The following is a 17040-nucleotide window of genomic DNA, read 5'->3' as shown; positions in this document are numbered from 1 at the left end:
GCAAGCTCAGAAGGAGCTCCAGTCACCATCATCAACTGGCGTTGCGGCCTTGGCGGCTGCAGGCGCGGGGCGCTGGCTTGTTTGAGCCATTGGCTTGGTGGCAACTTTTGACGGTGCGCGCACCGCGGCCTTCACAGGTGCCTTGTAGGGTGCCGGGCGGTTCGTGGTGCTGCTGGCTCGCGCCGCAGCGGCGGGCTGCGAGGTGCGTGCATGCGCATCCAGCTTGAAGCTGGACACGGCGCCGACCAGGGTCTGGGCTTGATTGCGCAGACTCTCGCTGGCGGCCGCACTCTCTTCCACCAAGGCCGCGTTCTGCTGGGTGGCGCGGTCGAGTTGGCTGATGGCCTCACCGACTTGGCTGATGCCCAGCGATTGTTCGCGGCTGGCACTGCTGATCTCGCCCACGATGTCGGCCAGCTTTTGCACCGAGCTGACGATGTCCTGAATGGTCTGGCCGGCCTTGTCGACCAGCTGCGTGCCGCTTTGCACCTGCTCGACCGAGCTGGTGATCAAGCCCTTGATCTCTTTCGAGGCCGCCGCCGAGCGCTGCGCCAGCGTGCGCACCTCGGCCGCCACCACCGCAAATCCTCGGCCCTGCTCACCGGCGCGGGCCGCTTCAACGGCGGCGTTCAAGGCCAGGATATTGGTCTGGAAGGCAATGCCATCGATCACGCTGATGATGTCGGAGATGCGGGTGGAGCTGGTCTCGATGCCGCGCATGGTGCTCACCACCTCGCCCACCACCTGCCCACCATCACGCGCCACTTGCGAGGCGCTCTCGGAGTTTTGCCGCACGGTGGCTTGCAGTTGTTCCATCGTGGCCGAGGTCTCCTCCAGCGAAGAAGCCTGCTCTTCGGTGCGCGAGGACAAATCGGCATTGCCCTGGGCGATCTCGGCGCTGGCCGTGGCCACCGAATCCGCCCCCATGCGCACACTGCCCACGGTGGCGATCAAGCTCTGCTGCATGCGCTGCATGCCTTGCAGCAGTTGGGCGATTTCATCATTGCCGCTGAAGCTGATGGGCTGGCTCAGGTCGCCTGCGGCCACGCGCTCGGTGGCCTCTTGGGCCTGAGAGAGCGGGCGGGTGATGGCTCGAATCAAGTTCATCGCCAGCAGTGCGCCAGCTGCCAGCGCGGCCAGGCTGATCAGGGCCAACCAGACCAGGGCCGAGCGGTAGACCTCCTCGCCATGCTTCTTGGACTCGGCGGCGCCGTCTTCGTTGAAGGCCACCAGCTTGTCGATCAGTGCGTCGGCAGTGGCGAAGACCGTGCGGGCCTCCATGGCAACTTGCTGCGCCTCTTCGGCTTTGCCGCCGCGCTTCAAGGTGATGGCCCGCTCGGACAGCTCCACATAGCGAGCCCAGTTGGCAACGAAAGACTCATAGGCCTTGCGCTCCGCATCGAGCGAGATCAGCTTGGCATAGTGCTCCCGCGCCTTGTTGAAGGCCTCAAGCTTGTTGGACTTTTCGGCCCGCGCGGCCGCCAGCTCTTTTTCGTCGGAGCCATAGAACTCAAGCAGACCGCCGCTGTGGTACTCCATCGCATGCGTGTTCATCTGCTTAACGGCACTGACCGAGGGCAGCCAATTCGTGCTGATCTCATGCAGCTCGTTCTGCACCCGCTCCAGGCGGGAATAGGCAAACAAAGCCTGGCCGATCAGCAACACCAGCAGCAGCGCGAAGGCAGCGCGCAGCTTCCCGGCAATGGTCAAATTCTTCAGCATGGGGCGGGTACTCCGGGGAGAAAACGAGGGACAGCATTCAGCGGGCGTGCCGCCGACAATGCGCCATCATCCAAGATCAGCCCGGCCCGCAAGCCCCGAGATGCCGCCTGTTTACCTTGCAGTTGACACCCTTACCTAGCCAGGGCCGGCCTTAGGCAAGCCCTGGCACCGGGGGGCGTTTGGCCGCCTCAATGAGCCGAGCTAGTCGGCCTCGATGATCTTGCCCGCCAGCAAGGGCTCGGGCAGCTCGGTGCGGTGGATGCGCAGCTTTTCCTTGGGCGCCATCACCTCGGCTTCGCCTTCGATCACCGCCTCGCCATGCTGGTTGAGGCAGCGGGTGTCCAGGGTCAGGCGGTGCCTGAGTTCATCGCGCGCCTTGACCGTGACGGTCACCGTCAAGGTGTCACCGATATGCACCGGCTTGAGGAACTTCAGGTTCTGCCCCAGGTAGATGGTGCCGGGGCCGGGGAAGCGCGTGCCCAACACCGTGGAGATCAGCGACGCGCCCAACATGCCGTGCGCGATGATGCCGTGAAAGTGGCTGCTGTTGGCATACAGCGCGTCCACATGGGCCGGATTCACATCGCCCGACACAGCAGCGAAGAGCTGAATATCGCGCATGCTGACGCTGCGCACCAGGCTGCCGCTGTCGCCCACGCGGATGTCGGAAAACGGGCGGTTCTCCAGGAACTCAGAGGCGGGTTCGAATTGAATGATTTCTGCGTCCATGGCTTAGCCCATCACGTGGTAACCAGCGTCGACAAACACGACGTTGCCGGTCATGGCGCGTGCAGCATCGCTGCACAGCAAGGCAGTCACGGCGCCCACATCGGCAATCGTGACGAGTTGGTGTTCGGGTGCGCGGGCGGCGGTGTCGTCGAGCAGCTTCTCGAACTCACCGATGCCCGAAGCCGCGCGGGTCTTGATCGGGCCGGCAGACACCGCATGAACCCGTATGCCCACCGGGCCGAGTTCGGCCGCCATATAGCGCACGGTGGCTTCCAGCGCGGCCTTGACCGGACCCATGATGCCGTAGTTGGGCACCACCTTCTGGGCGCCGTAATAGCTCATGGTCACCAAGGCGCCGCCCTGGCTCATCAAGGGTTCGGCCAGGCGCGCCATGCGGGCGAAGGAATGGCAAGAGATGTCCATCGCGCGGGCGAAGCCGGCCGCGCTGCTGTCCACCACGCGGCCATGCAGGTCGGCGGCCGGAGCGAAGGCGATGGCATGCAGCACGAAATCCAGCCGCCCCCATTGCTGCTCGATCTGGGCGAACACGGCTTCCATCTGCCCGGGCTGTTCCACGTCCAGCGGGGCAATGATTTCGGCGCCCAGCTGCTCGGCCAGCGGCCGCACATGCGGCTCGGCCTTGGCGTTCATGAAGGTCACGGCGATGTCGCCGCCGAGTTGGCGAATCACCTGGGCGCAGCCGTAGGCGATGCTTTGATCATTGGCGATGCCAACGATCAGGCCCTTCTTTCCGGCCAGGCTGGGCAGCGCGCTGGCCGGGCCTGGCTTGATTTGGCTTGTCATGCAGTTCCCTCTTTTCTTGTCAATTGATCATCAAGGCATCAGCACATAGCGGCCTGGCGCATCGTCCAGCGGCGCATAGCCCGCAGCCTCATTGCCCATGGCCGGCGGCGCCACGCGAGTGCTTGAGTGCTGCTGCAGCCAGCCCGCCCAAGCTGGCCACCACGAGCCCTCAAAGGCCGGGGCGCTGGCGACCCAGCTGTCGGGGTCGATGTAGTTCGCGTCAGGCGAGTGCGTTGCGAGCTGGTAGCTGCGCGCCACGCCCGGCCCCGGTGGGCTGACCACGCCAACGTTGTGGCCGCCGCTGCTTAGGCAGAAGGTAATCTCGCCGCGCGTCAGCAAGTGAATCTTGTAGACCGAGCGCCAGGGCGCCACGGTGTCGCGCAACGTGCCCAGCGAGAAGATCGGCAGGCGGATATCGGGCAGCGCCACGGGCTTACCGTCAACCTGGTAGCGGCCCTGTGCCAGATCGTTGTCGCGGTAAAGCCCGCGCAGATACTCGCTGTGCTGGCGATACGGCATGCGGGTGGCATCGGCATTCCAGGCGCCCAGATCGCTGGGTGCCGGGCGCTTGCCCATGAGGTAGGCATTGACCAGGCGAGACCACAGCAGGTCACGGGCATTCATCATCGTGAAGGCGCCGGCCATCTGCCCGCCTTCGAGATAGCCCTTGTCGGCCATCAAGTCTTCAAGCAGATGCAACTGGCTTTCATCGATGAAGAGCGAGAGCTCGCCCGGCTCGGTGAAGTCCATCTCCGAGGTCAGCAGGGTCAGCGAGTTCAGGCGCTTGTCACCGCTGCGGGCCAGATAGGCCGCAGCAATCGACAACAAGGTGCCGCCCAGGCAATAGCCCAGGGCCTGCACTTGGCGCTCCGGCACGATGGCGCTGATGGCATCAAGCGCGGCCAACACGCCGGACTTCAGATAGTCATCCATGCCCAGGTCTCTGTCCTCGGCGCCGGGATTGCGCCAGGAGATGATGAAGACGCTGTGGCCCTGCTCCACCATGTAGCGCACCAGCGAATCGGCCGGCGAGAGATCAAGGATGTAGAACTTCATGATCCAAGGCGGCACGATCAGCAGCGGCTCGGCGAACACCGTCTCGGTCTGCGGCGCGTACTGAATCAGCTCGATCAGGTGGTTGCGAAACACCACCTTGCCGGGCGTGATGGCCACGTCCTTACCGGGCTGAAAGGGTGCGGCGCCATCGGCCTGCTTGCCGGTCAGCAGCTGCAGCGTGTCCTGCCACTGGTGCTTGGCGCCTTGCAGCAGATTGGCGCCGCCACTCTTCACCGTGGTGGCCAGCACTTCCGGATTGGTCCACAGGAAGTTGGAGGGCGAGAACATGTCCAGCCATTGCCGCGCCAGAAAGGCGGCCTGCTGCTCGTGATGGGGGCTGACGCCGTGCACGCCGGTGGTGGCGGCCTGCCACCAGCGTTCCTGGCGCAGGAAGTTCTGGGCCAGCCGATTGAACGGCCAGCGCTGCCATTCCGGCGCAGCGAAGCGGCGGTCATGCACGGGCGTCTCGTTGCCGGCACCTTCGGCCAGGCTGGCCAAAGCCTGCCGCGCCAGGGCTTGCTGCTTGCCCGGCGACAGCGCCAAGTGACCCAGCCAGTCCAGCATCGCCGCGCCCATGGAGGCGGGTGAGAGACCCATGGTGAGCCGCGCCAGCTGGGCGTGCACGGTGCGATCGATGTCATCCACCGCCGGACGTTCCGGCTGCGGGCTTGAAGATTTCAGCGCTTCGGTCATGGCGTTATCTCGTTAGGAATTTGGCGAATGAATGGGCTTGGGACTGGGCTCGCGCTGGGCAGTATCGCCAAAGCCGGTGGGCAGCTCACAGCATGCAACTCGGGGCTCGCGCTTCATGCGGCCGCGTCCGCTGCAAGCTCGGCCAACTGGGTCGGCTGGCCAGCCTCTGCGCCCGCACGCAGACGGGTGAGTCGCTGCTGCAAGTCAGCCAGCGGCAGCACCAGGGTATGCACGGCGCCGGCGTAGATGGCGCCGTCATTGCCGTCCAGGGTCAGTAGATCGCCCTCGCGCAGGGTCAGCTCGCCGATGCTCAGGGTGCGAGCTTCTTCGTCCAGCGCCATCTCGGCGCAGCCCACCAGGCAGACCTTGCCGAGTTGCCGCGCCACCACCGCCGCATGCGAGGTGCGTGCGCCGCGCTGGGTCAGCAAGCCGGTGGCCAACTCCAGGGCGGCGATGTCGCCTGTTTCAGCATCCCGGCGCACCAGCAGCACCGGCGCGCCAGCGGCATGACGCGCTCGGGCGGCCGCTTCATCGAAAGCAATCTCGCCCATCGCCACGCCGCTGCTGGCACTGGCCGCATGCGCCAGGGGCTGCAGGGCCTGGCCATCGGCGGCTGCAGTGCCGGTGCTGACCAGCTCATTCAGGCTCAGCGCGGCGGTGCGCTTGCGCGCCTGCTCGGGCGTGATCACGCCCGCATCGCAGAGGTCCAGCGCGATGCGCGCCAAGGCCTGGGCGGAGCATTTGCCATTGCGGGTCTGCAGCAGATAGAGGCGGCCGTCTTGCACGGTGAACTCAAAGTCCTGCATATCGCCGAAGGCCTGCTCCAGCGTCGCGGCGGTCTCGCCCAAGGCTTGCCAGACGGCCGGCATCACGGCGGCCAATTCATCGTGGCCAAAGGCACTGCGCCGGCCCGACACCACATCCTCGCCCTGGGCGTTGAACAGAAAGTCGATCCACAGCTTGGGCTCGCCGCTGACCGGGTCGCGGGTGAAGCCCACGCCCGAGCCCGAGCGCCCGCCGGCATTGCCGTAGACCATGGTCTGAACCGTCACCGCCGTGCCGATGGCATCGGGGATGTTGCGTTGCCGGCGGTACTCGCAGGCCTTGGCGGACTGCCAGCTGGCGAACACCGCGCCGATGGCGCCGCGCAGCTGCGCCTCGGGCTGCTGCGGAAATGGCGCGCCGGCGGCGGCCGCGTAAGCATCAAGGTAGCGCCGGGTCAGGCTGCGCAGCTCGGCAAAGTCCAGCTCGCGTTCATCACTCACACCACGCTCTTCCAACAGCGCGCTGCTCTGCGCCTCGAACACCGCTGCCGGCACACCGGCCACCACCTCGCCGTAGCTGGCTACCAGGCGGCGGTAGGTGTCCCAGACCAGGCGCGGGTTGCCGGTCTGGCGCAAAAAACCCGGCAGCGTGGCTTCGCACAGGCCGATATTCAGCAGCGTTTCCATCATGCCCGGCATGGACACCGGTGCGCCCGAGCGCACCGACAGCAGCAAGGGCGCCCGCGCGCAGCCAAAGCGCAGGCCGGTGGCCCGCTCCAGCGCGTCCAGGCCCGGCCGCCAGATACCGCGCTCAGCGGCCGCCGCGCTGGCCGCCGCATCGCGGCAATAGGTCGTGCCGATCGCAAACGCCGGCGGCACCGGCAAGCCAAGTGCGGCCATGCGCAGCAGGTTGTAGGCTTTGAAGCCCATGCTTTGGGCACTCGCGGCCAAGCCGCCTGTTTGCTCGGCCTCGGGCGCCGTGCAGCCAATCAGGTAGAGCGCCTGCGGCCAAGCCTGCGCCTGTTCCAGCCGCGCGTTCATGCCTGCGCCCCGACTTGCTCAAACGCCACATCGCGCAGCGCATAGCCTGCAACCAGCAGGCGATCCGAAGCCAGCTCCAGCGCCATCGCCAGATCATTGGCCAGCATCAAGGAGGCGGCATCCTTGATGGCACCCAGCATGACGCGGCGCGCGGCGCGCAGCAGTTCATCGCATTCGCGCTCGGAGCGCAGCACATGCCAGGAAGCGGCGAGGAAGGCGTCGCTGTCGGCGCCGTCTTGGTCCAGCATGCTGCCGCCATTGCCGCCTTCGCCACGCGAGGCCAAGCGGCGCGCGATGGCCAGGGCCTTGATGTGTTCCTGGGTGGCCGACAGCACGGCTTGCGCCAGCTTGCCCAGCAACTGATGCAGCTCGGCGCTCCAGCCCTGGCGGTGGTCCTCGGCGATCAGGCTGATCAGAAAAGCGGCCTCTTCCAGCGCATCGGCAATATCGTCCGACAGCTCCAGCAAGCGGGCGATGGGCTGCCAGCGGCGCTGGCGCTGCGCCTGGTCGCGGGCGCGCATGACCAGATGATCGGCCTGGCGCTCCCACACCTTGGCGCGTTCGGCCAGACCGCGTGCGGCATGGCTGGCCGCTTTGTGATCGCCCTTGTGCCCCCCGGTGACATCGTGAGCCAGGCCATCGCTAACCGCCTGGGCCAGCGCATGGCAGTAGGCGGCATGTTCTTCGATCAGGTCGAACTCGCTGCTACGCTGGCGCATGCGTCGGGCCAGCAACATGCGGGTTTCGTCGGCCACCAGGGCGGCGGGTTGGCCGGCCAGCAGCGCCTTGCTGGCCTGGCCCAACACCTCCAGCATGAAGGCTTGCGCATCGGCTTGGCCGAGCACGCTGTCCAGCCGGTCACCGATGCGGAAGGCGCCCTCACCAGCAGCCTGCATGGCCGCAAAAATGATCTGTTCGCCACCCGCCTTGAGCCAGGCCATATGACCAAGATCCTGCGCTGCGGCAGCGCGCAGCACCTCAATGGCGCCCTGCTTGCCGACAAAAGGCAGCAGGCGTTTGCGGGCGCGGTTCCAGTCGATCAGAAAAACGATGCGCGAGCCTATGCCTTCAAGCGCGGCGGCCAAGGCCGCCTCGTCCGCACAGTCAAAACGCGCGCTGCCGAAGGTGTAGGCCTGGCCATCGTTGAGCCCGGCGGCAACCTTGGACTGCGTGTCGGCCCACTGGGCGCCGAAGGGATTGAGCAGTTCCTGAAAAAACTCGAAGCGCGGGCGATGCAGGTCGGAGTAATTCAGCGTGATGCTCAGTCCCTCCACCTGCAGCACCAGCACATGGGCGTCGTTGGTGCCGATATCGTTTTGCAGCAGCAGGCGCTCGCCGTCCCGGGTGGCGGCGGTGTCCAGGCCGGGGTGGTCGAACTTCAGCCGCGCGGTGCGATTGAGGCCGCGCATAAAGGCTTGCACCCGGGCGTGATCCCCTTCCTGCAATTGCCAAACATGGGCGCCATCAATGGTTTCGCTGGACAAGGTGCTGGCGAGTTGATTGAGCTGCTTGTGCAGGTCCATCACCAGCAGATGCAGGCTGTCGGATTCGACAGCATCTCCGACTTTGACGCCGCCGTGCGCGTGCTTGCCCTCCGCTTTGGCGTGGCCCTTTTCGGCACGCTTGCCGCTGGTCAGCAAGCGCAGTTGCTCGGCGCTGAGCGCTTCGGCGCCGCTGTGCTGCTCACCAAACGCGTCCAGCCATTGCAGCCAATGGGCCAGGCGCTCGCGGGTCGCATCAACGGCGGCGGCGCTGTCCAGCAAGGGGCGCGCCATCACGCTCAAGTCCTCGGCCAGGCGAGCGGCCATGCGCGGCAGGTCTGGCACCAACAAGGCGCCGTCCACCTGCGAGGCCGCGCCCGGCAGTTCGCGCAGCCAGCGGCCCTCGATACCGGCCGCGGCCACCTCGCGGCCGAGGTCCAGCGCTTCGGCCTCGGGGTGGGCTGCATGCGCTGCGGCAGCCTGCAGCACGCTCAGGTAGAGCTTCAAGCGATCATTGGCGGCAAGGGCGGCCTTGATCCACGCCGGCAGCAAAAGGCTGCTCTTCCCCATCGCGGCGACTGCGTCTGACTTCTGCATGCGAACCCCGTTGTGAACTGGTACGCGTCGCAGTCTAGGCAGGGCAAATGACTGTTTTGCGGCAATCGGGGCTGGCAGTACCTTCTTTTGAGCTAGATCAAGTCAGCGCGGCGATGCGGGGCGATTTGCGGCGAATTAGACGCACAAACCAGCACACAGGCTGACGATCGTGCGAAAAGCCGTGCCGCTCAAATCAAGGATTAGAGCCCCGCCATCGCCACGTACTTGGTCACCACATAGTCCTCGATGCCCTGGTGCGCGCCCTCGCGGCCCAGGCCGCTTTGCTTGACGCCGCCAAAGGGGGCCACCTCGTTGGAGATCAGGCCGGTGTTGACGCCCACCATGCCGTACTCCAGCTCCTCGGCCACCCGCCAGACGCGGCCGATGTCGCGGCTGTAGAAATAGCTCGCCAGGCCGAACTCGGTGTCATTGGCCAGGGCGATCACCTCGGCGTCGCTGCTGAACTTGAATAGCGGCGCCAGTGGGCCGAAGGTTTCTTCACGTGCCACCGCCATATCGGCCCGCACATCGGCCAGCACGGTTGGTGCAAAGAAGCTGCCGCCCAGGGCATGGCGCTGGCCACCCAACAGCACGCGTGCGCCCTTGGCCACGGCGTCGGCGATGTGGGCTTCCACCTTGGCCACGGCAGCGGCGTCGATCAGCGGGCCTTGTTGCACGCCGTCGTCCAGGCCATTGCCGACCTTGAGGCGGGCCACGGCGGCGCAGAGCTTGTCGGCAAAGGCCTCGTAAACCTGCTCATGCACATAGATGCGGTTGGCGCAGACGCAGGTTTGGCCGGCATTGCGGAACTTGGAAATCATCGCGCCTTCGACGGCGGCGTCCAGGTCGGCGTCTTCAAACACGATGAAGGGTGCGTTGCCGCCCAGCTCCAGCGAGAGCTTCTTGATGGTGGGCGCCGACTGCGCGTACAGCCGGCGGCCCACCTCGGTGGAGCCGGTGAAGCTGAGCTTGCGCACCACCGGGTTGCGCGTTAGCTCACCGCCGATGGCGCGCGCGTCGCCGGTGATGACCTGCAGCACGCCACCGGGCACGCCAGCCTCTTCCGCCAAGGCCGCCAGGGCCAGGGCCGAGAAAGGCGTGCCTTCAGCCGGCTTGACGATGATGGGGCAGCCGGCAGCCAGCGCCGGCGCGACCTTGCGGGTGATCATGGCCAGCGGGAAGTTCCAGGGTGTGATGGCTGCGCAAACGCCGATGGGCTCGCGCAGCACCAGCAGGCGGCGGTCGCTCAAGGGGCTGGGAATGGTCTCGCCGTAAATGCGTTTGCCTTCCTCGGCAAACCACTCGATGAAAGAAGCGGCGTAGGCCACCTCGCCGCGCGCCTCGGCCAGGGGCTTGCCCTGCTCGCGCGTCATCAACTGGGCCAGGGCCTCGCTGTGCGTCAACATCAGCTCAAACCAGCGGCGCAGCACGGCCGCGCGCTCCTTGGCGCTGCGGCGCCGCCAAGGGCCCCAGGCTTGATCGGCGGCGGCGATGGCGCGCTGCGTTTCCGCCTCGCCCATCAGCGGCACATGGCCCAGGCGCTCGCCGGTGGCGGGGTTGTGGACGTCAAAGTGGCGGCCGTCATCGGCGCCGACCCAGCGGCCAGCCAGATATGCCTGCTCACGCAGCAAAGAAGTCGTGGTGTCCATCATCTCAACCTTGTTGCTGGGCTTGTAACTGGGCTTGGTGCAGGGCGCGGCCGAGGATGGTGAGCGCTTCGTCAAAGACCGCATCCGGCGTGGTCAGCGGGTGCAGGAAGCGGATCACATTGCCGTAGCTGCCGCAGGTCAGCAGGATCAGGCCTTGCTCCAGCGCGAGCGTCTGTACGCGCTTAGTGAAGTCGGCATCGGGCGCGCCGGTGCTGGGGTCGCAGAATTCGGCCGCCAGCATGCTGCCGACGCCGCGCACCTCGGCGATCTGCGGCACCGTGGCGCGCAAATCATTGAGGCGGTGGCGCAGGCGCCCGCCCAGGGCTTCGGCGCGCTCGCACAGGCCTTCGTCCGCAATCACGTCCAGCACCGCATGCGCGGCCGCCACGGCCAGCGGGTTGCCGGCATAAGTGCCGCCCAGGCCGCCCGGTGCGGGTGCGTCCATCAACTCGGCACGGCCACACACGCCGGACAAAGGCATGCCGCCGGCCAGGCTCTTGGCGAAGGTGATCAGGTCCAGCGGCACATTGTGGTGTTGCGACGCGAACAGTCGGCCGGTGCGCGCAAAGCCGGTCTGGATTTCATCGGCAATCAGCACAATGCCGTGTTCATCGGCAATGCGGCGCAGGCCGGCGACGAAGGCCTCGGGCGCGGGGTAGAAGCCACCCTCGCCTTGCACCGGTTCAAAAATGAAGGCCGCCACACGCTTGGGGTCGATGGCGGACTTGAACAGACGCTGCACACCGGCTAACGCATCATCCACGCTGATGCCATGCAACTCGCTGGGGAATGGGGCGTGAAAGACTTCGCCCGGGAAGGGGCCGAAGCCGGCCTTGTAGGGCTGAACCTTGCCGGTCAGCGCCATGCCCATCATGGTGCGGCCATGGAAGGCGCCGTCAAAAGCGATCACACCGCTGCGGCCGGTGGCGGCGCGGGCGATCTTGATGGCGTTTTCCACCGCCTCGACGCCGGTGGTGAAGAAGGCCGTCTTCTTGGCCCAGTGACCCGGCGTGGCGGCGCTGATGCGTTCGGCCAGCCTGACGTAGCTGGCATAGGGCACGACCTGGTAGGCCGTGTGGTGAAAGGCCTCCAGCTGCGCCGCAATGGCGGCCTGCACGCGCGGGTGACGGTGGCCGGTGTTGAGCACGGCGATGCCGCTGGCGAAGTCGATGTAGCGCTTGCCCTCCACATCCCAGAGTTCGGCATTCAACGCTCGCGCGGCGAAGAAGTTCTCCAGCACGGCCACGCCGCGTGGGGTGGCGGCCAGGCGGCGCGCGTGCCAGTCGCTATTGAGGCCGTGGGTGTCGAGCTGGGGCATGGGTTCTCCTGTGTGGGTTGGCGGGTCGCTTTTGACCATGCTTGCCAATGTGCGCCAAAGTGGATCTTTTCAAAAGATCCAGTTTGCGATTTCTAATAGAACCACTTTTCAATAAATGAGGCGCCGCCGTGATTCCGATTGACCTGGCCGATTGGCTGCAGCAACACCTGCGAGAAGGCCAGGCCGTCAACCGCCAGCTGCATGAATTGCTGCTGCAAGCGGTGCTGCAAGGCCGGCTGGCTGCCGGCAGCAAGCTGCCGAGTTCACGCTGGCTAGCGCAGCAGCTGGGTGTCTCACGCAACACGGTGATCGACGCTTACGACAATCTGCGCGCCCAGGGCTGCCTGGACACCCGCCAGGGCAGCGGCAGCTATGTGGCCGAGGTGGAACGCGAGGCGCCGCAGCTGCCGCCGAAGCTGGGCCGGCCCAAGGAGGCGCCGCCGCTCTCACGCCGCGGCCGCCTCTTGCTGGAGCAGGCCGGCGTGTCGGCGCGGCAATGGGGTGCTTTCATGCCCGGCGTGCCGGACGTGACCGAGTTCCCGGTGCGCACCTGGCTGCGCCTGCACAACCGGCGCTGGCGCGAGGCCCAGCCGGAGCGCCTGAGCTATGCCCCCGGCGGCGGCCTACCGGCGCTGCGCGAAGCGCTGGCCGAGCATTTGCGCGGCGCGCGTTCGGTGCAATGCACGGCCGAGCAAATCATCATCACCAGCGGCAGCCATCAGGCCGTGGACTTGGTAGCGCGCTTGCTGACCGACGCGGGTGACACCGTCTGGCTGGAGGAACCTTGCTACTGGGGCCTGCGCAGCACCCTGCAAAGCCTGGACCTGAACCTGGTGGCCCAGGCCGTGGACAGCGAAGGCCTGCGCTGGCCGACCCGCCCGCGCGGTGCCATGCCGCGCCTGGTGCTGGCCACGCCCTCGCATCAATACCCCTTAGGCATGGTGATGAGCTTGGCGCGGCGCCAACACTTGCTGGAGCAATGCCGCAAGCACGGCAGCTGGATCGTGGAGGACGATTACGACAGCGAGTTCCGCTTCGGCACCCGCCCGGTGGCCAGCCTGCAAGGCCTGGACGGGGGCGACCGCGTGCTCTACGTCGGCAGCTTCAGCAAGACTTTGTTCCCGGGGCTGCGCTTGGGCTATCTGGTGGTGCCGGCGAGCCTGGCGCCGCTGTTTGCCAAGGCCTCGGCCGAGCTGTATCGCGAGGGCCAGTTGCAGCAGCAAGCCACCCTGGCCGACTTCATTCAGCAAGGCCATTTGGGCAGCCACACCCGGCGCATGCGCACGCTTTACGGCCGCCGCCGCGAGGCCTTGCTGGTGGCAGTGCATGAACAGTTCGGCGCACAGCTGCCGGTGCTGGGCGACAACGCCGGCCTGCACCTGGTGCTGCAACTGCCCGCCGGCACCGACGACTGCGCACTGGAGGCCGCCGCCGCTGCGGCCGGCATCGCCGTGCGGGCACTCAGCCGCTACTACTGCCGCCCGGCCAGCGTGCAGCGCGGCCTGCTGCTGGGCTATGCCTGCGTGCCGGAGCACAAGATTGGCCCGGCCTTTCAGACCCTGGCCGCGGTGATTCGGCAGCATTGCCCACACCTGGCGACACGCAAGCAAAGCTAGGCGCCTCGCAGCAAGCCGAGCTGCCGTAAGGGCAAGTGCCATACGGACTACGCCGCCTCACGCACCCCCATTCAGCTTGTCAAACAGCGCTGCCAGACTGCGCAGCCATGCGCGCCGGCATCCTCCTTCGCGCGCTGCCAACGAAAGATGAATATGGGTCGCCCGACACAAGTCAAGCCGCTGCGCACCGGCAGCACTCGCCGCGAATTTTTCAAGCGCTCCGGCGCCAGCACGGTGGCCATGGCCGCCGCCACGCCCATGCTGCTGCCACTGGCAGCACAGGCCTCGGCCGTGGTGCAAATCTTCCAACACGGCGTGGCCAGCGGCGACCCGCTGAGCGACCGCGTCATTCTCTGGACCCGCGTCACGCCGCCAAGCCTCAAGCCCGCCGTGCCGGTAAGCTATGTGGTGGCCACCGATGCCGCTTTGACCAAGGTCGTGCTGCGCGGCAGCAGCAAGACCAACCCGGGCCGTGACTACACGGTCAAGGTCGACGCCATCGGCTTGCAGCCGGGCACGACTTACTATTACCAGTTCACCGCCGAAGGCGCCACCAGCCCCATCGGCCGCACCAAGACCTTGCCGGTGGGCAGCATCAACAGCTTGCGCATGGCGGTGGTCAGCTGCTCCAACCTGGCCTACGGCTATTTCAATGCCTATGCCCGCATCGCCCAACGCGCCGATCTGGATCTGGTGGTTCACCTGGGTGACTACATCTACGAATACGGCACCGGCCAATACGGCACGGCGCGCACGCCCGAGCCGGCCAATGAAATCGTCTCGCTGAGCGACTATCGCCAGCGCCACGCCCAGTACAAGCGCGACGCCGACTCCCAAGCCATGCACCGCCAGCACCCGCTGATCGCCATCTGGGACGATCACGAAACCGCCAACGACGCCTACAAGGCCGGCGCCGAAAACCACCAGCCCGCCACCGAGGGCGACTGGGCCACACGCCAGGCCGCCGCCCTGCAGGCCTACTACGAGTGGATGCCGGTGCGCCCGGTCAACACCGCCAAGCTCAACGACAACCACCGCAACTTCGTCTACGGCGATCTGGTCGACCTGCTGATGCTGGAAGAGCGCCTGAGCAACCGTTCGCAGCAGATCAAAGGCAGCATCGCCACGCCACTGGGCCAGGGCTTTGTGCAGAGCGGCCCCTTTGCCGACGCCAGCCGCACCCTGCTCGGCAGCGAGCAAGAAGCCTGGCTGGCCGAGCGCCTGCGCCAAGGCGGCACGCAGTGGAAGCTGCTGGGCCAGGGCGTGATGTTCGCCCAGCTCAAGGGCGTGGCCGCGGCCAATGCCGCTGGCGGCGGCGTCTTCCTCAACAGCGACCAATGGGACGGCTACCAGCCCGCCCGCAACCGCATCTACGACGTCATCAAGGGCGATGCCAGCCATGCCCGCGTCAACAACGTCGTGGTGCTGACCGGTGACATCCACAGCTCTTGGGCCGCTGACCTGACGCAAGACCCGAACAACGCCAATGTCGGCACCGGCGGCTACAACCCGGCCACCGGCGAAGGCTCGCAGGCGGTGGAATTCGTCGGCACCTCGGTGACCTCGCCCGGCGTGGACAGCGACACCAGCGGCGGCACCGCCGCTTACCTGCGTTCGCTCAACCCGCACTTCAAATTCATCAATCTGCACCGCCGCGGCTACATGCTGCTGGACGTGAACCGCCAGCGCGCGGTGTGTGAGTGGTGGTATGTGGACACCGTGGCCAGCCCCAGCAATGTGGAGAGCTTCGGCGCCGCTTTCGAAGTGCAGGCTGGCAGCCAACGCTTGAGCCCCTCGGCCCAGACCACGCCCCGCGCCAACCCGCCCCTGCTGGCCCCCTGATGCTGATGCGAGTGCCGGCGCAAAGCATTCAGCTGCGCCAGCACTCGCCAGAGTCGCCCCACATTCCACCGAGATCACATCCATGAAAACCAATTTCGCGCTGCGCAGCCTTGCCGCCGCCACCCTGGGCTTTGCCGCCCTGACCGCCCAAGCCGCCGACTTCACCTTCAGCGGCCAGTTCAGCCATAACACCGACGTCGTGCAGATCGACTTCAGCCTGAACAGCAGTCAAGCCGTCACCTTGTTCACCGATTCCTGGAAGTCGGGCCTGAACTTCGACCCCACGCTGGGCCTCTATGACGCCCAGCACGCCTGGCTGCAAACCATTGACGACAACGACGGCAGCTTCGCCGGCCCGGGCTATTTCGACGCCGGCGCCGTGCTGCCCGCCTTCGCCGCTGGCCACTACCGCCTGACGCTGAGCCTGGCAGGCAATGACCCCATCGCCGGCGCCAAGAGCATCGGCTTCACGCTCGACGGCAGCACCCCGGTGGCCTTGGCCGACTGGGTGCAGCCCAGCGCCGACATCAATGCCGGCGACCAAAAAGGTGGCTATTGGTCGGTGCATCTGAACGGCGTGGACCAAGCTGCCATCGCCGCTGTGCCCGAGCCTGGCAGCGTGGCCTTGATGCTGGCGGGTCTGGCCGGCCTGGCAGGCTTGAAGCTGCGCCAGCGTCAGCGCCAAGCGCGCTGAACGCATTTCCCGGCGGCCATTGGCCGGGCGCCGCTGCGCCTGGAAGCCGTGGCTGCCGCCACGAGGGCACGGGCTCTCTTCAGCGCGCGTCAAACGGCGTCAGCAAACATACAGGGTCGGCAGCTATAAACTCAGCCCCACCCCGGATTAGCTGATCGCCCCGTATGACTCCCCTGCCCGCTGCTTGGCTCAAGGGCGCTTTCTTTGCCGTGCTTTTTAGCGCGCTACTCGGCCTGCATCTTGGCGCCTCTGCCCAAGCCGCCAGTGTGACCTTTCCGCTTCCCGCTGACGGCGACCGCAGCCGCTATGGTTTTGAGTTTGCACTCTTGCAAGCGGCCTTGAATGCCAGCCGAAGCGGGAACGCCCAAGCCGATCAACTGCATTGGTCGGCCCTGCCCATGACCCAAGGCCGGGCCCGCGCGGAAGTGGCCGCCGAGCGTTTGTCTGTGGTGCACAGCTTTGCCACGCCGGAGTTGGAGCGCCAGCTGAATGCCGTGCCCTTCGCCATCGACAAGGGCTTGAACAGTTTGCGCATCCTGCTGACGCGGCGCAGCCTTTTGCCCAAGCTGGCCCAGGCACACTCGGCCGACGATTTGCGCGAACTGCGCTTTGGCGTCTTGGGCAGCTGGAGCGACCGGCAACTCCTGCAAGGCTTGGGCTTCAAGGTCGAGAGCACGGAGTCATTCTCCGGCCTGTTCAAGATGTTGAGCCTGGAGCGCAGCGACGTGATCATGACCGGGCTCCTGCATCTGCAACAGGTCAATCTTTTGCTGGGAGAGGCCAGCGATTTGGAGTGGGAACCCCGGCTGCTGATCAGCGTGCCTTCGCAACAACGCTTCTATACCGCCCGCACGCCCGCGGGCAAGGCGCTGGCCGAGCGGCTCTTGCGCGGACTGCGGCGCTTGCAGCAGTCCGGTGAATTCGACCGCTTGCACGCCAGCCACTTCGGCGAACAAGTTAACGTTGGCAACGGGCGCCGCATGATTCAACTGCTGGACAAAGAGGCCGCGGCGGTGACCCCGGCACAGCCCTAA

General features: G+C 66.4%; 12 protein-coding genes. 4 read left to right on the top strand and 8 right to left on the bottom strand.

The features are described 5' to 3' along the window. Positions 1–6: 6 nt before the first annotated feature. From AT984_RS00715 to gabT, 8 genes are all read right to left on the bottom strand, one after another. Positions 7–1722 (bottom strand): methyl-accepting chemotaxis protein, encoded by a 1716-nt coding sequence (locus tag AT984_RS00715; protein WP_058718471.1) that lies wholly within the window; start codon positions 1720–1722, stop codon positions 7–9. A gap of 201 nt (positions 1723–1923) precedes the next feature. Then, entirely contained in the window at positions 1924–2451 is a 528-nt protein-coding gene (locus tag AT984_RS00710) for a MaoC/PaaZ C-terminal domain-containing protein (RefSeq protein WP_058718470.1), read from the bottom strand. 3 nt (positions 2452–2454) lie between these two features. Next, the gene (fabI, locus tag AT984_RS00705; protein WP_058718469.1) at positions 2455–3255 is read right to left on the bottom strand and encodes an enoyl-ACP reductase FabI; all 801 of its coding nucleotides are present in this window, start codon (positions 3253–3255) and stop codon (positions 2455–2457) included. 30 nt (positions 3256–3285) lie between these two features. Then, positions 3286–5004 (bottom strand): PHA/PHB synthase family protein, encoded by a 1719-nt coding sequence (locus AT984_RS00700; protein ID WP_058718468.1) that lies wholly within the window; start codon positions 5002–5004, stop codon positions 3286–3288. Between the two features lie 113 nt (positions 5005–5117). Further along, complete coding sequence (locus AT984_RS00695; protein ID WP_058718467.1) at positions 5118–6809, bottom strand: PEP/pyruvate-binding domain-containing protein; 1692 nt, start codon at positions 6807–6809, stop codon at positions 5118–5120. Beyond that, positions 6806–8860, bottom strand: a complete 2055-nt coding sequence (locus AT984_RS00690; protein WP_231741492.1) for a phosphate transport regulator — start codon at positions 8858–8860, stop codon at positions 6806–6808. The genes AT984_RS00695 and AT984_RS00690 overlap by 4 nt, the downstream gene beginning before the upstream one ends. A gap of 227 nt (positions 8861–9087) precedes the next feature. Then, positions 9088–10536 carry an NAD-dependent succinate-semialdehyde dehydrogenase gene (locus AT984_RS00685; protein ID WP_058721978.1) on the bottom strand — a complete coding sequence of 483 codons (1449 nt, stop codon included), beginning with the start codon at positions 10534–10536 and terminating at the stop codon, positions 9088–9090. A gap of 4 nt (positions 10537–10540) precedes the next feature. Beyond that, positions 10541–11854 carry a 4-aminobutyrate--2-oxoglutarate transaminase gene (gabT, locus tag AT984_RS00680; RefSeq protein ID WP_058721977.1) on the bottom strand — a complete coding sequence of 438 codons (1314 nt, stop codon included), beginning with the start codon at positions 11852–11854 and terminating at the stop codon, positions 10541–10543. A gap of 128 nt (positions 11855–11982) precedes the next feature. Between gabT and pdxR the strand changes: the two genes are divergently transcribed. From pdxR to AT984_RS00660, 4 genes are all read left to right on the top strand, one after another. Further along, positions 11983–13470 (top strand): MocR-like pyridoxine biosynthesis transcription factor PdxR, encoded by a 1488-nt coding sequence (gene pdxR / locus AT984_RS00675; RefSeq protein WP_442952157.1) that lies wholly within the window; start codon positions 11983–11985, stop codon positions 13468–13470. A gap of 153 nt (positions 13471–13623) precedes the next feature. Next, positions 13624–15312 (top strand): alkaline phosphatase D family protein, encoded by a 1689-nt coding sequence (locus AT984_RS00670; RefSeq protein ID WP_082680267.1) that lies wholly within the window; start codon positions 13624–13626, stop codon positions 15310–15312. Between the two features lie 82 nt (positions 15313–15394). Beyond that, positions 15395–16006 (top strand): DVUA0089 family protein, encoded by a 612-nt coding sequence (locus tag AT984_RS23350; RefSeq protein ID WP_058718464.1) that lies wholly within the window; start codon positions 15395–15397, stop codon positions 16004–16006. A 164-nt stretch (positions 16007–16170) separates the two neighbouring features. After that, a complete protein-coding gene (locus AT984_RS00660; protein ID WP_058718463.1) occupies positions 16171–17040 on the top strand; it encodes an ABC transporter substrate-binding protein in 870 nt (289 codons plus the stop codon).

Origin of the sequence: Paucibacter sp. KCTC 42545 (genome assembly GCF_001477625.1) — a bacterium.
In the GTDB taxonomy this organism is placed as follows: Bacteria; Pseudomonadota; Gammaproteobacteria; order Burkholderiales; family Burkholderiaceae_C; genus Paucibacter_A.
Note: the sequence above shows the minus strand (reverse complement) of the source record. Positions and strands in the feature narration are given on the sequence as shown.

Bases quoted from the DNA above. Each gene is read 5' to 3' on its own strand.
- AT984_RS00660 (WP_058718463.1), top strand. From the start codon at position 16,171: ATGACTCCCCTGCCCGCTGCTTGGCTCAAGGGCGCTTTCTTTGCCGTG.
- AT984_RS00695 (WP_058718467.1), bottom strand. From the start codon at position 6,809: ATGAACGCGCGGCTGGAACAGGCGCAGGCTTGGCCGCAGGCGCTCTAC.
- gabT (WP_058721977.1), bottom strand. From the start codon at position 11,854: ATGCCCCAGCTCGACACCCACGGCCTCAATAGCGACTGGCACGCGCGC.
- AT984_RS00690 (WP_231741492.1), bottom strand. From the start codon at position 8,860: ATGGGGAAGAGCAGCCTTTTGCTGCCGGCGTGGATCAAGGCCGCCCTT.
- AT984_RS23350 (WP_058718464.1), top strand. From the start codon at position 15,395: ATGAAAACCAATTTCGCGCTGCGCAGCCTTGCCGCCGCCACCCTGGGC.
- AT984_RS00685 (WP_058721978.1), bottom strand. From the start codon at position 10,536: ATGGACACCACGACTTCTTTGCTGCGTGAGCAGGCATATCTGGCTGGC.
- AT984_RS00715 (WP_058718471.1), bottom strand. From the start codon at position 1,722: ATGCTGAAGAATTTGACCATTGCCGGGAAGCTGCGCGCTGCCTTCGCG.
- AT984_RS00710 (WP_058718470.1), bottom strand. From the start codon at position 2,451: ATGGACGCAGAAATCATTCAATTCGAACCCGCCTCTGAGTTCCTGGAG.
- fabI (WP_058718469.1), bottom strand. From the start codon at position 3,255: ATGACAAGCCAAATCAAGCCAGGCCCGGCCAGCGCGCTGCCCAGCCTG.
- AT984_RS00670 (WP_082680267.1), top strand. From the start codon at position 13,624: ATGGGTCGCCCGACACAAGTCAAGCCGCTGCGCACCGGCAGCACTCGC.
- AT984_RS00700 (WP_058718468.1), bottom strand. From the start codon at position 5,004: ATGACCGAAGCGCTGAAATCTTCAAGCCCGCAGCCGGAACGTCCGGCG.